Raw genomic sequence first — 14,064 nt, forward strand, 5'->3', positions numbered from 1 at the left:
GTTCCAGCACCGGAGGTCTCCGGAAGCCGCGCAGCGGCCTTCGAGTGCTGCGGCTCGCCGCCGTGAAGGACGGGCAGAATTCCAGATGGCGTGTCCGGAAAGCCTCGCCTCGTAGCGGGACGACTGGCTGTCCAGCCACGCTCCCAAATACGCGGCAGGCCTCACTTCCCCTCCCCCTTTAGCTTCTGCATCAGCTCCAGCGCACTCCTCTCCACCCAATTGTGCGCCAGCTTCCCATCGCGGACTTCCCACACCGCGATCCCCGTGAACTCCACCGGCTGATCGTCCGGCGGCGTGCCGAACATCCCGCGGTTAAACCCGGTTACAACCCATCGCGAAACCACCCGCGTCCCGTCGGCCGAGCTGAACATGTCCAGGCTTCTCAGCTTCACGTCGCGGATTTTCGAGCTGAAGGAGCGGGCCCATTCCTTGAAGGCGGCGCGGCCCACCACATCCTTTCCGGATGTCGTGAGGATGAAGTCCTCCGTGCATAGCCGGTCGATCGTTCCGAGATCCTGGGGCAGGTTGTAGATCTTTTCCCAGAATTCCGTAAGCAGCTTCTCACCCACCGTGAGGTCCGCAGCCGGTTTGGCCCGCCCTGTCCCGATCATGGCGAAGGGCGCAAGAAGCAAGGCCAGCGCCCGGCGCTTCTTCATGACCAGCGGCGGCAAGGAGTCGAGGCAAGTATTCGTGTTCATTTCGGAATCATTCCACCACAGATCCACTCATTTACAAAATTGATTGCATCTATACCATCCATCACAGAATCTCATCGGTATGATCACGCCCGTCCTCGACCTCGATCTTATCCGCTGCTTCATCGAGGTCGCCGAGAGCAAGGGCTTCACCGCAGCGTCACGCCGCCTGCATCTCACCCAATCCGCGGTCAGCCTGAAAATCCAGCGGCTCGAATCCTTGATCGGCAGCAGCGTCTTCCAGCGCACCAGCAGGACCCTCGAACTGACCCCGGAAGGCGATCTCCTGCTCGCCTACGGTCGCCGCCTGCTCGCCCTGAATCACGAGATGCTGGACCGCATCTCACGCGTGGCGGACACCGGGAGTCTCCGCCTCGGTGTAATGCAGCAGTTCGGCCAACAGTTCCTGCCGACCCTCCTCTCCGAATTCAATCGCACCCACCCCGATGTTGAATTGAGCGTGGAAGTCGGCATGACCGGCGAACTCCTCGCGGGTTTGGAGTCCGACCGCTTCGATCTCGTCGTCGGCGCTGCCGGGCGCTCGGGCAGCTCCTTCCACGAAGACCGAGTCCTCCTCCGCGAGAAGCTGGCCTGGGTCCAATCCACCCAAACCGCCCTGAAGCCCGGCACCACCCCGCTTCCCCTCGTCCTCTTCCCCGCCCCCTGCGGCTATCGGAAAACCGCCCTCGACCTCCTCGAACGGGCCGGCCGCCCCTGGCGCATCGCCTACTCCAGCGCCAGCCTGCCCTCCATCCAAGCCGCGATCCAGGCAGGCCTCGGCATCGGAGTCCTCGCGAAATCCGCCATCCTCCCCGGCATGAAAGCCGTCGGCCCCAAGGCCGACCTCCCGCCGATGCCCGATGTCTCCATCGCCATCTACAGCCGCCGCTCCCCCTCCAATGCCCTCACCGGAACCTTTGCCACCTTCCTCGCCAAATCCATCAACCGCATGGCGAAGTAACGGGCTTGAAAGGTGGTCCGCACAGTCCTCTGTGCGGCCGGAACAGTTCTTGAGGCCATCGTTGATCCCAAGCGCCCCGGGAAAATCCTTCTTTTCCAACTCCCGTCCGGTCTTTGCTGAAATTTCCGCGAAAGATTCCGCCGATTTCCGGTAAAACCGGTGGAGATGTCCGCCGAACCGCACAACCCCGAGGAACGCATCGTCGGTCTGATCGCCCGCCACCAGCCGGAGATCCACCGCTATGTCCTCTCCCTGCTCCCGGACCGCATGCTCGCGGACGACGTTGTTCAGGAGACCAACCTCGTCCTCTGGCGCAAGGCCGCGGAATACGATCCCGCCCAGCCCTTCCTGCCCTGGGCCTTCACCATTGCGCTCTATCAGGTCAAGGCCGCCCGCCGCGATGCCGGCCGCGACCGCCATGTCTTCGATGACTCGCTGGTCGAAATCCTCGCCGCCGAATGCCGCGAGGCCGACTCACACGCCGGGGATCTGGAAAAGGCCCTCGAAACCTGCCTGCAGGAACTCCCCGAAAAGCAGCGCCAGCTCATCCTCGCCCGCTACGAGCCGGGCTCCTCCGTCCAAGACCTCGCCGCCGAGCGCAGCCAGACGCCCACCGCGCTTTCACTCGCGCTGATGCGCATCCGCAAGGCCCTCGAAACCTGCATCGAGCGCAAGCTCGCCACGCCATGAAAGAGGACCGCCTCGACCTTCTGCTGCACGCGCTCTGCGAGGAATCGCTCGGCGAGTCCGAGCGCGCGGAGTTGAACGATCTGCTCGCCGCCAGCCCGGAGGCGCGCGTCCGCTATCGCCGCGTGATGGCCCTGCATTCCACCCTCCTGCGGAAGGCTGCCGCGCCCTCTTACTTCGAAGCCCCGGCGGAATCGAAGACCATCCCCTTCCGCAAGGGCTGGCTCGTCGCAGCCGCAGCCGTGGCCCTGCTCGCCACCGGTGCCGCGATCTTCCTCACCCGTCCCCGCGGACCCATCGCCACCATCCTGGAAGCGCAGGGCGTCGCCTGGACGGAAGGCTCGGCTTCCCCTCAATCCGGGCGCGTGCCGGTGGCCGTGCCGCTGGAGTTCTCGCGCGGCTTCGTGAAGCTCGGCTTCCCCAGCGGCGCCAGCGTGGTGTTAGAGGGTCCCTGCCGCTTCCGCCTGGATGAAAAGGAAGCTCTCTCGGTCCTCCACGGCCGCGCCTCGATCCACACCCCGGAGGGCGCGCAGGGCTTCCGCATCGATACCCCCGGCGGGCGCTTCGTCGATCTCGGCACCGAGTTCGGCCTCGCCGTCGGCAACGATGGCGACGCACCGGTCGTTCTCACGGAAGTCTTCAAGGGCGAGGTCGAGATCCAGGCGAACCCGCAGGAAAAAGCCACCCGCCTGACCGTCGGCGAAAGCCGCGCGCTCGTCCGGGAATCCGGCAAGTCCACCCTGCTCGTCGCCCTCGACGAATCTCCGGTCATGCTGGTCAATCACACCCGCGAGTTCATTCCCCCCACCGGCGAGGAAGGCAACCTCGCGCTCGGCAAGCCGGTCTTCAGTCCCGGCTACTGCACCCGCGCGCATGGCTCGGTCTTCCCGCCGGATAATCTTACCGACGGCCGTGTCAACGACAGCGGCGTCCCCGGCGACTGGTCCTTCTGGCTCGCCCCGGATGGCGAGGACGGCGAGTTCACCGTGGACTTGTTAGAGCCGCAAAGCATCGGGCGCATCACGCTGCAGAACACGAACAACCGCGGCATCGGCGACCGCGGCACCGCGAGCTTCGAGGCCTACGGCTCGCTCGACAACAGGAGCTATTTCCCGCTGCTAACAGGCGAGCTACCGCGCGAACTGGCGGACAAGGGCGAAGCTTACCCCTTCCATCCCTTCACCTTCGCACCGGTCGAGGCCCGCTACGTGAAGCTCGTGGTCACCAGCCACTACCGCCACGACAAGCGCCCCTCGAATCATCCCTGCCAAGGCGGCGGTCTCAACGAAATCCGCATCTTCTCGAAATGAGCCGCTTTACAAGGGTATGTAGTCCCGCCTTTAGGCGGACCGAAGCACCAAGAGGCATTCTCTCCCGGCTTCGTCCGCCTAAAGGCGGGACTACATACCCTTGTCTCCTTCTCCTCTTGGTAGCTTCAGCAAACGCCGCCGTCGACTTCGCCCACGAGATCCGCCCGCTCTTCAACGCCCACTGCACCGCCTGCCACGGTGGCGTGAAGGAAGCCGCCGAGGTCTCCTTCATCTACCGCGACAAGGCGCTCGGCAAGGGCGAGTCCGGCAAGCCGATCATCGTCCCCGGCGATCCCGATGCCTCGGAACTGATGGCCCGCGTCCTCTCCACCGATCCCGATGAAGTGATGCCCAAGCCCGAGCACGGGCCCCGCCTCGCGGACAAGGAAATCGCCACCCTCCGCCAGTGGATCAAGGAAGGCGCACCCTGGGGCGAGCACTGGTCCTTCGTCGCCCCGCTCAAGCAAGCGGCGCCCGCGGTCAAGGACAGCACATGGCCGCGCAATGACATCGACCGCTTCCTGCTCGCCCGCATGGAGCGAGAGGGCCTGCACCCCGCCAAGGAAGCGAGCAAGGCCGCCCTTCTGCGTCGCGTATCGCTCGACCTAACAGGCCTGCCGCCCTCGCTCGAAGAACTCGAAGCCTTCCTCAAGGACAGCTCCCCCGAGGCCTACGACACACAGGTCACCCGCCTCCTCTCCTCACCGCGCTTCGGCGAGCGCTGGGCCAGCGTCTGGATGGACCTCGCCCGCTACGCCGATTCCGAGGGCCTCGGCATCGACAGCCGCCGCAATGTCTGGAAGTTCCGCGACTGGCTGATCTCCGCCTTCAACCGCGATCTGCCCTACGACCGGTTCACCATCGATCAACTCGCCGGTGATCTCTTGCCGGATGCCTCCATCGACCAGCGCATCGCCACCACCTTCCACCGTCTCAGCCAGGCCAACAACGAAGGCGGCACCGATGACGAGGAGTTCCGCGTGATCGCCACCATGGACCGCGTGAACACCACCTGGGAAGTCTGGCAAGGCACCACCATGGGCTGCGTGCAGTGCCACAGCCACCCCTACGACCCCATCGAGCACAAGGACTACTACCGCTCGATGGCCTTCTTCAACCAGAGCGCGGATGCCGACGTGCCGGACAACCACCCGGTCATCGCCGTGCCGCTCGATCCCGCAAAGCACGCGGAGGCCGGGGCCCTGGAAGACAAGATATCCAGCCTCGAAGAACAGATCCACCAAGCCCGCAAGTCGCTCGAATCCCGCACCCGCTGGATCGCCACCGGCGGCATGACCGGCAGCAGCAAGAAGGCCGTGCTGGAGATCGCAAGGCAGGACGGCATCGAGGAATTCCGCACCATCGGCAATGTCTCCGCCGGGGCCGTCCACACCCTCGACATTCCCGTTCCAACGACGCTCTCACGCCTGAATGCAGTCCGCGTCGAGATCCGCCCGGTCGATGAAAAGACCGCCATCCACACGCCGGAGTGGGGCGCGATGCTGCGCAAGATCGAACTCCAGGTCATCGCGCCGGATGGTAAGGCCGCGCCCGTGACCTTGGCCGAGATCGTGGCCGACGAGGCGCACCCGATCTTCGATCCGAATCTCTCGATCAAGGGCTCCAACCGCGGCTGGGGCCAATACACCAAGATCTTCAAGCCGCGCCATGCGGTGGTCATCCCCGCGGCACCCATCGATTTCCCGCCGGGCTCAAGCCTGCGCGTGATCCTCGCCCACTCCACCGACTCTGCGGGCGGTGCCTATCCGCTGATCGCGAAGCGCGGCCGGATCGCCCTCAGTGGCGATGCCGATTGGACCCAGCCGGACGCCGCCATCGACCGGCTCAAGAGCGAACTCGCCGCGACCCGCAAGACCCTCGCCGCCATCCCCTCCACCAATACCCCGGTGATGGAGGACCTGCCGCCCGAACTCGCCCGCGAGACCCGCCTCTTCCTTCGCGGCAACTGGATCGACAAGGGCGAGCGGATCGACAAACCCGGCACACCCGCCGTCTTCCCGCCGCTGGATCCGAAGGCCACGCCCGACCGCCTCGCGATGGCGAAGTGGATCGCCTCGCCCCGGAACCCGCTGACCGCACGCGTCGCCGTGAACCGCTTCTGGCTCGAACTCTTCGGCGTGGGCATCGTGCCAACCCCGGAGGACTTCGGCTCCGCCGGCGAGAAGCCGACCCATCCCGAACTCCTCGATGCGCTGGCCGTGCGCTTCCAGACCGACATGAAGTGGAGCATGAAAACCCTGCTCCGCGAACTCGTGACCAGCGCCGCCTACCGCCAGGACGCCACGGTCCCTTCCACCCTCGCGGAGCGCGATGCCGACAACCGCCTGCTCGCCCGCGGCCCGCGCCAGCGCCTGACCGGCGAGATGGCGCGCGACAATGCCCTGGCCATCTCCGGCCTGATCCAGCAGCGCGATGGCGGCCCGCCGGTGAACCCGCCGATCCCCGACGGCGTCTGGCGGCCCTTCGATGGTGGCGACAAGTGGATGACCCCGGAACCCGGCAAGCCCGACCGCTACCGCCGCTCCGTCTACACCTACTGGAAGCGTAGTATCCCCTACCCCACCTTCGCCACCTTCGATGCCCCCTCGCGCGAACTCTGCTCGAAGCGTCGCATCCTCTCGAACACCCCGCTGCAGGCCCTCGCCGTCCTCAACGACCCCGCCTTCAACGAATGCGCCCAAGGCCTCGCCCGCCGCATGAAATACGAAGTGCAGGGCGACCTGAACGCCCGCCTCGCCCTCGGTTACCGCATCGTCACCTCCAAGCCCGCCACCCCCGACCGGATCGAGGAACTCGCCGCGCTCTTCGCCAAGCTCGAAAAGACCTACGCCGCCGACCCCGCCCTCATGAAAGGCATGGCTGGCACTCCGGACGGAGCCGCCTACACCGTCTTAGCCTCGGTACTCCTGAATCTCGATGAAGCCCTGGTGAGATAATGCCGAATGTCGAATTCCCGAATGACGAATGAAGTGTCGTCAGGAAGGAAACAGACCTTTTCAACACACTTCATTCGTCATTCGGAAATTCTGAATTCGTCATTCCCAATGCTCCAGGCCCACCAACACGAAAAGCTTCATCAGATTACCCGCCGCCGCTTCCTCCGCGATTGCCCGGCCGGCATCGGAGCCCTGTGGATGGCCAGCCAAGGCATCTCCCCGGCTGCGGGCCGCCTGAAAATCTCCCACGACCCGAGCGCTCCCCTCGCCCCGCTGCTCCCTTCCTTCGCCCCCAAGGCCAAGCGCGTCATCTACCTCCACATGGACGGCGCGCCGAGCCAGCTTGAGCTCTTCGACTACAAGCCCCAGCTCGTCCGCTACAATGGCAAGGAGTGCCCGAAGGAATACCTCGAAGGCCAGCGCTTCGCCTTCATCCAGGGCGTGCCGAAGATGCTCGGCCCGCAGTTCGAGTTCAAGCAGCACGGCCAGTGCGGAGCCTGGGTCTCGGACCGCCTGCCGGAGCTGGCCAAGCATGTCGACAAGCTCTGCTTCATCAAGACGATGCAGACGGACCAGTTCAACCACGGTCCCGCCCAGCTTCTCCTGCACACCGGGAACCAGAACCTCGGCTACCCCGCGATGGGCTCCTGGCTCACCTGGGGCCTCGGCACGGAGAACCAGAACTTGCCCGGCTTCATGGTCCTGATCTCCGGCGGACGCTTCCCGCGCGCGGGCGCTTCCCTCTGGGGCAGCGGCTTCCTGCCTTCCGTCTATCAGGGCGTGCAGTGCCGCTCGACCGGCGACCCGATACTCAACACCACGAACCCCGCCGGCATCAGCCGCGAGATCCGCCGCGCCGCGCTCGACACGCTGTCCAAGCTCAACACCAAGGCCCACGAGGACTTCGGCGATCCGGAGACCATCACCCGCATCGCCCAGTACGAAATGGCCTATCGCATGCAGGTCTCGGTGCCGGAAGTGATGAGCATCAAGGACGAGCCGCCCGAGATCCACGCCATGTATGGCACCGAACCGGGCAAGGACTCCTTCGCCAACAACTGCCTGCTCGCCCGCCGCCTCGCCGAGTCCGGCGTGCGCTTCATCCAGCTCTTCGACTGGGGCTGGGACTCCCACGGCTCGAATGCCGGGGAGTCGCTGACCGACGGCTTCGTGAAGAAGTGCCAGGACATCGACAAGGCGATCGGAGCCCTCCTCACCGACCTCGATCAGCGCGGGATGTTAGAGGACACCCTCGTCGTCTGGGGCGGCGAATTCGGCCGCACCCCGATGCAGGAAAACCGCGGCGGTGGCGATGGCAACCGCTTCACCGGCCGCGATCACAATCCGAACGCATTCACCATGTGGATGGCCGGGGCCGGCGTGAAGGCGGGCCTCACCTACGGCGAGACGGATGAGATGGGCTACCATGTCGCCCGCGACCCCGTCCACCTCCGCGACCTCCACGCCACCATGCTCAATCTCTTCGGCTTCGACCACCAGCGCCTCGCCTATCCCTTCCAGGGCCTGGAGCAAAAGCTCACCGGCGTGAAGCCCGCGAAGGTGGTGAAAGGTATCCTGGCATAGGGAGAGTTCCGCCAAGCATCCAAATGGTAAGCCCAGCTAACAAGAAAGTGGTCGGCAGAAGGCCGGATCAGCAGGGCCGCATTGACAGGCTCCCGGCGCTCGGGCAATCGGATAGGTAGCCCCATCCCTTTCCGGGCGCCCATGAATTTCCGCGGCACTGCCATCCTGCTTCTCGTCACCGCTTGCACCGGCTGGCTGGGCTACCGGGCGGGCATCGGGCCGGATCAGGCCGAGGCGATGTGGGCGGCGCGGGACAGGCCGGCTGCGACACGGCAGGGGTTGAGCAAAGGCGGCGACCGGGCCTCTGCAAGGAAGAGCGCAACGGCGCTCTTGCAGGACTTCAAGGCCCGGGATCCCGGTTGTAATAATCCCCTGGTCCAGTTGGAGGGCTGGGAGAGCGTTCGCGCCTTCACCGCCGAACAATGCCTGGAAGGACTGAAGGTCACGGGCGAAGAGATGGATCCAACCTCGCGAACCCCATGGGCCGGCATGCTTTATTTCAGATGGGCCGAGCTGGACCCGGATGCAGCCATGGAGAGGGCCCTGCGCCTGCCGGAGGGGCACAACCACGACTTCGCGCAAAGCGTGCTCTCCGCCTGGTTCAAGAACGATCCGGAAGCCGCCTACCGTTGGTGCAAGAGCGAGCCGAAGCGGGCGGAGCGCCTAAGCGGCTCGAACATGATGGGAGCGATGCTGCTCTCCGAACCATCCCAATCGGCAATGGCCAAGGCCACGCTGCTGGACAAGATGACCCGCTACCGGGTCTTCGGCGATGCCGGCACCCTTGCCGGACGGGACACCCCGGAAGCGCGGCAGGCCTTCCTCCAATCGCTTGGCAAATACGGCGACGAGGACCGCCAGCTCGCCCTGAAAGCCCTGCTGCGAAGCTGGGGAGCATCGGAAGCTCGCGAGGTCTTGGAGCGGTGGGATGAATTCGGTTACCATGATCCTAACCCGAGCTTCCCGGAGAAGGACTCGATCCTTCGCCGCTGGGGCTCGCGCGAACCGGAGCAGGCACTCGCCTGGACTGAGGAAATCCCCCAGGCAGCGGGCCAGCCGCAGCAGCTCGATATCTACAAACGCTGGGTCGATAGCGATCCCGAGGCGGCCGCCCGCTGGCTGGAAGGCCGCGACAACGCGGGCGAATATGCCGCCCTGCTGGTGAAACAATTCCACTCGGCCACGCTCAAGGGAACGGTGAGCCGCAGCGCCACCCAGCAGGTGAGACAGAGCCGGGAAGAAGCCCAGCGCCGGCACTACCAGCTCTGGGCACGGCAGCAACCGCAGGCAGCCGCCGAATGGCTCAACGGCATTGATACCGCTTCGGCGACCAAGATCAAGGGAGGTGAGGATGCAACGCACTGAAGGCTCCAGCACCGCGCGCCGCCGACGCTGGCTGCGCTTGATCGCCCTGCCCGTGCTGATCGGTCTGGCGGGCTACGCCATCGGACGCAGCGCGCGCGAGGTGCCGGAATCCGCCGCCCTCCAATGGAGCCCGCGTACAGAGCCAGCTGCCGCGGATCGACCCGCAAACGACGAATCCACGGCGGACCAACGCGAAGTCTTCGTCAAGGAACTCAAGGATCGCTTGCAATACCTCTGGCGCAGCTCGCCGGACCCGTTCCGGGATTGGGAAGTGAAGCGCGAGACCCGGCAGTTGCTGGCCAAGCTCACCACCGCCGAGCTGGAAGCATGGTTCCGAAGTAGCGAGGAAGCAGTAACGAGCGCGGAGCACTTCCTGAGGAGCGAGATACTCAAATCCTGGGCACAGCGCGATGGCCCGGCTGCGGTCACGCGTTGCAGCACGGGCAAAGACGACCCCAGCATCAGTGCTTTCATCTCATGGGCGGAAGTGGATCGGGAGGCCGCGCTGCATTGGTTGCGGGACGTGGAACTGCCGCCTCACGTCGGAAGCCGGAAGTCGAGCCTCCGTGTGAATTTCCTCCTGCGCTTGGTGCGGTATGATTTCGATCGGGTCACGCAGGAGCTTCCCTTCATGGACGCCGCAGAGCGGGCCAGCACCTTGAACGCGCTAGCCCTGAATGCGCCCGACGATCCCGCAGCCCGGGAGCGGCTTCGCAAGCTGACCGCGGAATCTCCGGATGAAGCGGAGAGCATCAGGATGGAAAGCTCGCTCCTGACCCGCCTCGCGCAGACCGATCCCGCTGCGGCGAGGGCACGCGTGGACGCCATGGACCTGACCCCGGAGCGCCGCGCGCAACTGGAGTTCGGCATCCTGTATGGAGCCGCGAACAACCACCCCGCGGAAGCCTATGCCGAATGGGTTGCCCATCATCCCGCGGAACAACCCCTTCCCGAGACCTTCTGGCCCCTGCTCGACCAGAGCCTCAGCTTCCGCACCGAGCCGATGATCGCGTGGATGGATTCGCTCGAAGCCGGCTCCGTGAGGGACGCCATCTACGAGCGCGGCACCCGCTTGGTCGCCGCGAAGCAAAACTTCACGAAGGCGGCCGAATACGCCACCGGCATCGCAGACCCCGCGCGGCGCGGCCCCGCATTGGAAGTCCTCAAGGTCATGTGGAGCGAAGGCGACCCCGATGGCGCGCGGCAATGGCTCGAGGGCCTCGGTGAAGCGGATCGCAAGGCACTCGCCAAATAGCGGATCGCCGCATCCGCAGCCTCAATTCCCCACCGGCTCACGCGACATCCCTACTTCGCCGCCTTCTGCGCGGCCCGCTCATCCAGGATCGTCCCCGCCTTCGCCCGCAGCTTCTCGGTGGGCAGACTGGCAATCCATCCCCGATCACCCTGATCCAAATCCGGCTGCCCCTTCATCCAGCTATCCAACGCCCTTTCTTGGTAGAATCCCGAGGTGGAAAGACCCACCGCGCGGCTGAACTCGCCCAAGGAGATACCCTTCACGAAGCTTGTAGGGCCGTCCAGCATCCGATTGCGTGCGAGCGGCGGGAGTGCTGCGATCTGGTCGAGAATCTTGATCCGCTCTTCCGGCGTTCCATTCTCGTAGGCCTGGGAAGCAAACAGCGCTCCGAAGTCTCCGGAATAGATCCCGCGTCCGCCGATGTCATGCATCGTGGCCATCAGGTTGTCGGCCGTCGGGAAACACCGGGCACGCGCCTGCAGGACATAGGCACGATCATAATTGCAGCCGCTGCTGCCATCCGGAATCGAGGCGAAGAGCTTCGCTCCCATCGCCGGGTCGTGCTTCATCGCTTCCGTGACAAATTCCTCCCGCATCGTGGTGCCGCCCTGCTTGTTCATCAGCGCGAAGAAGCTCTCCGGGCGGTCCTTGGCGGCGTCCTGCATGAGCTTGCGGATTCCGCTGCAAGACGTGTAGGTTCTTGCCTTGATACCGATTTCAAAGACCTCTTGATCCGGCAGCACGCCCGAGCGGGCACCGGTGTAGGAATTCCAAGCAAGATCCCGCCATCCATTCGCGGCGATGCGATTCAAGAGCTCGATCACCGCGCTGTCCTTCCAGGGCAGGCCTGCCGCGGCCACGCGGATCGAGTCTTCGATCCCGGGCATTCCGGGCAAGCGCTCGAGCAACTTGAAAAAAGCGATAGGATCACGCTTCGCCAGCCGCGCCAGCTCCGCCCGCGCCCCGTCCAGATCGCCCGCCCGTAGGTAGGCCTGCACGCTGCCGAAGTTGATCTCGTCACGATGCCCGCTCTTGGCAGCACCGATACCGGCTTCAGCACCCCTGCTATCTTCAGCGGAGCGAGGCAAGCGATCCTTCAGAAAGTAGCCGCCCGCGAAACCCGCGGCGCACAAGACCATGGAGAGTAGAAATTCGGCAGGCTTCATGGCATCGCGGCGCTGGCGTTCTTTTCGATCATCTGCCTCACCTCCCCCTCCGGCAGCGATCCCGCAAATTCCATGGCCCCGTCCGGATCGGCCTGCGCGTGGAGCGTCATCAGCTCCCCCATCGATTTCGCGCGCACCGCCGCATCCGGGATGCGGGATGCCAGCTCATAGACCCGCTTGGCATCGCCCTGCGACCACCACTCGCGGTATGCCGCGTTCTTGAGCAGCACGCTCTTCTCCGCGTCCGCCAATCCGAGCTGATCCAGCTTCTCGATCTCCTGCGCAGCCAGCTCGCTATGGAAGGGATAATGCCACTCGAAAAAGGAATCCCACACGGCCTCGCGCTTCTCCATCGGCAGCTTCGACAGCAGCTCCAGGGACAAGGGCATGCCGGAGATGCCCCGATAGTCCACCACCTCCCTGAGCTCCCGACCATTCAAGCGGGATAGCATCTCCGGACTCGGATCCTGGAAGAGCTTGCCCGCTTCAGAATTGTATTGCGCGTAGGACTCGTAGTCATCGGCCTGGGCCCGCAGTGAATCCGGCATCTTGGCCTTGTAGTCCTCGAGCGCTTCCACGTTCCGCTTGCGCAGGGAGAGCCACGCCGCGCGCACGCATCCGGGCGCTTCGCCTTGCCATCTCCCGCCCAGCCACTCGTCGAGAATCCTTTTCGCGTTGGCCGTGCTCCGCGTGCTGGTGCGGAAAAACCGGGTCGCTTCTTCCAGCGTGAATCCAAATGCGGGATCGAACAAAACCTCCGCCGCCAGGGGCGAGTCCTCTAAAGCTCCGGGCAGGGATAGACTTCCCCCAGGCGCGCCCGGTGCTCTCCACCGCGCCACCGTCACCGCAAAGGTCGAATGCCGGAGCAGCTCCCACACGGAGTCCGGATTCAAATCCCGCAGCTTGCCGAAACAAAGCTTTACCAGCCCCATCCGCCGCTCCTCGGGCAGTGTCTGGATGAAGGCATCCAGCCATTCCGGATCCGCGAACAGCACCGGTGCGAGCCACGTGGCGATCTCCTCGTCCGCCGCACCCGCCTTCACCAGCTCTGCCAGCTTGGCGCGCGCTTCCGCCGTGCGCCCCGCCAGGGCCGCCAGCTTGATGATCTCCACATCTTCCGATAAAGCGACCTCGGCAGAAGGCGGCTTCGCAGGGAAATCATCAGCCGGCGGCGACGTCCCCGGCTGCGACCGTCCGGCCACCAGCCCGCCCCCGATCCCGGCCAGCAGCGGCAGGAGATACCGGACAACGATGGACATGTTAGAGCGGGAACCCACGGTTACCTCACTCCATCAATAACGGCCACGGAGTCAAGAGGATCGGCACACCTTCACCCGCTCTTCACGGTGCCCCGCCCAAGCCCTTCACCGGCCAACCCTTCATCATCGGCCAAGCCTCCGGCACCATCCGCGTCCCCGGCGACCCGTGGTTCGAAAGCATGGACTACACGCCGGTGAAGATCCCGAAGCCGGGGACTCCACCGCCGCCCCGTAACGCTAACCCTGCTTCTCGCGCTTCTCGATCGCCTCCCTCGCTTCTGCCGGCAGGCCTTCCATGGCTTCGCGGCGCTGCGTCTCATCAAGGCTGCTGATCCGAACGAGCCATCTCGCCTTCAAGCTCTGGCTCGATACACCGTAGCGCTTGCTTTCAATCAAGGACCACACCTCGCCAGCGTCACGCCGGAAGACTTCGTCGAAGTGGAGCAGAAGCTCATAATCATCCGGTGTCTCCTTCATCACCGTATCCAGGGCCGCCTGCCAATCTTCCTTCACCCACTCCCGCAGGATCAGACCGCTTGCCTTCAGCCGCTCCTGCCGGTCGAGCCCTTCATAAGCCAAGGACTTCCACGCCAGGCGATGAACGCCCGCCGCGGACGCCTCACGCGGCGTACGTGGCCGCCCTGTTCCCGACCGCTCGGCCGGACCCGCGCCCTGCTCTTCCAATGTCGCCGCCACGGCCTCCGCTTCAACATTTCCCGCCGCGGAATCCGCCGCGTCGGGGCGGAAAAGCCACACGCCGGCAGCCAAGGCTAACAGATGGGTGCCGATCCATGGCAGGGCCTTGCGAAGTTTCGTCGGTTCCAT

11 protein-coding genes are annotated in these 14,064 nt (G+C 65.0%); 7 read left to right on the forward strand and 4 right to left on the reverse strand.

Annotation, left to right across the window (positions count from 1 at the left end):
* Positions 1-161 precede the first annotated feature (161 nt).
* The gene (locus ABWK72_RS06310; protein ID WP_367873937.1) at positions 162-698 is read right to left on the reverse strand and encodes an ester cyclase; all 537 of its coding nucleotides are present in this window, start codon (positions 696-698) and stop codon (positions 162-164) included.
* Positions 699-777: 79 nt separating this feature from the next.
* On the opposite strand from ABWK72_RS06310, the gene ABWK72_RS06315 reads away from it, so the two are divergent.
* The 7 genes from ABWK72_RS06315 (at position 778) to ABWK72_RS06345 (ending at position 10,814) form a co-directional block, all read left to right on the forward strand.
* The gene (locus tag ABWK72_RS06315) at positions 778-1,656 is read left to right on the forward strand and encodes a LysR family transcriptional regulator (RefSeq protein WP_367873938.1); all 879 of its coding nucleotides are present in this window, start codon (positions 778-780) and stop codon (positions 1,654-1,656) included.
* A gap of 165 nt (positions 1,657-1,821) precedes the next feature.
* Positions 1,822-2,346 (forward strand): sigma-70 family RNA polymerase sigma factor, encoded by a 525-nt coding sequence (locus tag ABWK72_RS06320; RefSeq protein ID WP_367873939.1) that lies wholly within the window; start codon positions 1,822-1,824, stop codon positions 2,344-2,346.
* Positions 2,343-3,653 carry a discoidin domain-containing protein gene (locus tag ABWK72_RS06325; RefSeq protein WP_367873940.1) on the forward strand — a complete coding sequence of 437 codons (1,311 nt, stop codon included), beginning with the start codon at positions 2,343-2,345 and terminating at the stop codon, positions 3,651-3,653. Before ABWK72_RS06320 ends, ABWK72_RS06325 begins: the two co-directional genes overlap by 4 nt.
* 116 nt (positions 3,654-3,769) lie before the next feature.
* Positions 3,770-6,610, forward strand: a complete 2,841-nt coding sequence (locus ABWK72_RS06330) for a PSD1 and planctomycete cytochrome C domain-containing protein (protein WP_367873941.1) — start codon at positions 3,770-3,772, stop codon at positions 6,608-6,610.
* A gap of 108 nt (positions 6,611-6,718) precedes the next feature.
* Positions 6,719-8,194 (forward strand): DUF1501 domain-containing protein, encoded by a 1,476-nt coding sequence (locus ABWK72_RS06335; RefSeq protein WP_367873942.1) that lies wholly within the window; start codon positions 6,719-6,721, stop codon positions 8,192-8,194.
* Between the two features lie 141 nt (positions 8,195-8,335).
* Complete coding sequence (locus ABWK72_RS06340) at positions 8,336-9,559, forward strand: hypothetical protein (RefSeq protein ID WP_367873943.1); 1,224 nt, start codon at positions 8,336-8,338, stop codon at positions 9,557-9,559.
* Entirely contained in the window at positions 9,546-10,814 is a 1,269-nt protein-coding gene (locus ABWK72_RS06345) for a hypothetical protein (RefSeq protein ID WP_367873944.1), read from the forward strand. The genes ABWK72_RS06340 and ABWK72_RS06345 overlap by 14 nt, the downstream gene beginning before the upstream one ends.
* A 50-nt stretch (positions 10,815-10,864) precedes the next feature.
* Here ABWK72_RS06345 and ABWK72_RS06350 read toward each other — a convergent pair whose 3' ends face one another.
* From ABWK72_RS06350 to ABWK72_RS06360, 3 genes are all read right to left on the reverse strand, one after another.
* Complete coding sequence (locus ABWK72_RS06350) at positions 10,865-11,980, reverse strand: hypothetical protein (RefSeq protein WP_367873945.1); 1,116 nt, start codon at positions 11,978-11,980, stop codon at positions 10,865-10,867.
* Positions 11,977-13,239, reverse strand: a complete 1,263-nt coding sequence (locus ABWK72_RS06355) for a hypothetical protein (RefSeq protein WP_367873946.1) — start codon at positions 13,237-13,239, stop codon at positions 11,977-11,979. Before ABWK72_RS06355 ends, ABWK72_RS06350 begins: the two co-directional genes overlap by 4 nt.
* 237 nt (positions 13,240-13,476) lie before the next feature.
* Complete coding sequence (locus tag ABWK72_RS06360; RefSeq protein WP_367873947.1) at positions 13,477-14,064, reverse strand: hypothetical protein; 588 nt, start codon at positions 14,062-14,064, stop codon at positions 13,477-13,479.

The organism is Luteolibacter sp. Populi (genome assembly GCF_040801775.1).
In the GTDB taxonomy this organism is placed as follows: domain Bacteria; phylum Verrucomicrobiota; class Verrucomicrobiia; order Verrucomicrobiales; family Akkermansiaceae; genus Haloferula.

Bases quoted from the DNA above. Each gene is read 5' to 3' on its own strand.
- ABWK72_RS06355 (WP_367873946.1), bottom strand. From the start codon at position 13,239: ATGTCCATCGTTGTCCGGTATCTCCTGCCGCTGCTGGCCGGGATCGGG.
- ABWK72_RS06325 (WP_367873940.1), top strand. From the start codon at position 2,343: ATGAAAGAGGACCGCCTCGACCTTCTGCTGCACGCGCTCTGCGAGGAA.
- ABWK72_RS06320 (WP_367873939.1), top strand. From the start codon at position 1,822: ATGTCCGCCGAACCGCACAACCCCGAGGAACGCATCGTCGGTCTGATC.
- ABWK72_RS06360 (WP_367873947.1), bottom strand. From the start codon at position 14,064: ATGGAACCGACGAAACTTCGCAAGGCCCTGCCATGGATCGGCACCCAT.
- ABWK72_RS06350 (WP_367873945.1), bottom strand. From the start codon at position 11,980: ATGAAGCCTGCCGAATTTCTACTCTCCATGGTCTTGTGCGCCGCGGGT.
- ABWK72_RS06310 (WP_367873937.1), bottom strand. From the start codon at position 698: ATGAACACGAATACTTGCCTCGACTCCTTGCCGCCGCTGGTCATGAAG.
- ABWK72_RS06345 (WP_367873944.1), top strand. From the start codon at position 9,546: ATGCAACGCACTGAAGGCTCCAGCACCGCGCGCCGCCGACGCTGGCTG.
- ABWK72_RS06340 (WP_367873943.1), top strand. From the start codon at position 8,336: ATGAATTTCCGCGGCACTGCCATCCTGCTTCTCGTCACCGCTTGCACC.
- ABWK72_RS06315 (WP_367873938.1), top strand. From the start codon at position 778: ATGATCACGCCCGTCCTCGACCTCGATCTTATCCGCTGCTTCATCGAG.
- ABWK72_RS06335 (WP_367873942.1), top strand. From the start codon at position 6,719: ATGCTCCAGGCCCACCAACACGAAAAGCTTCATCAGATTACCCGCCGC.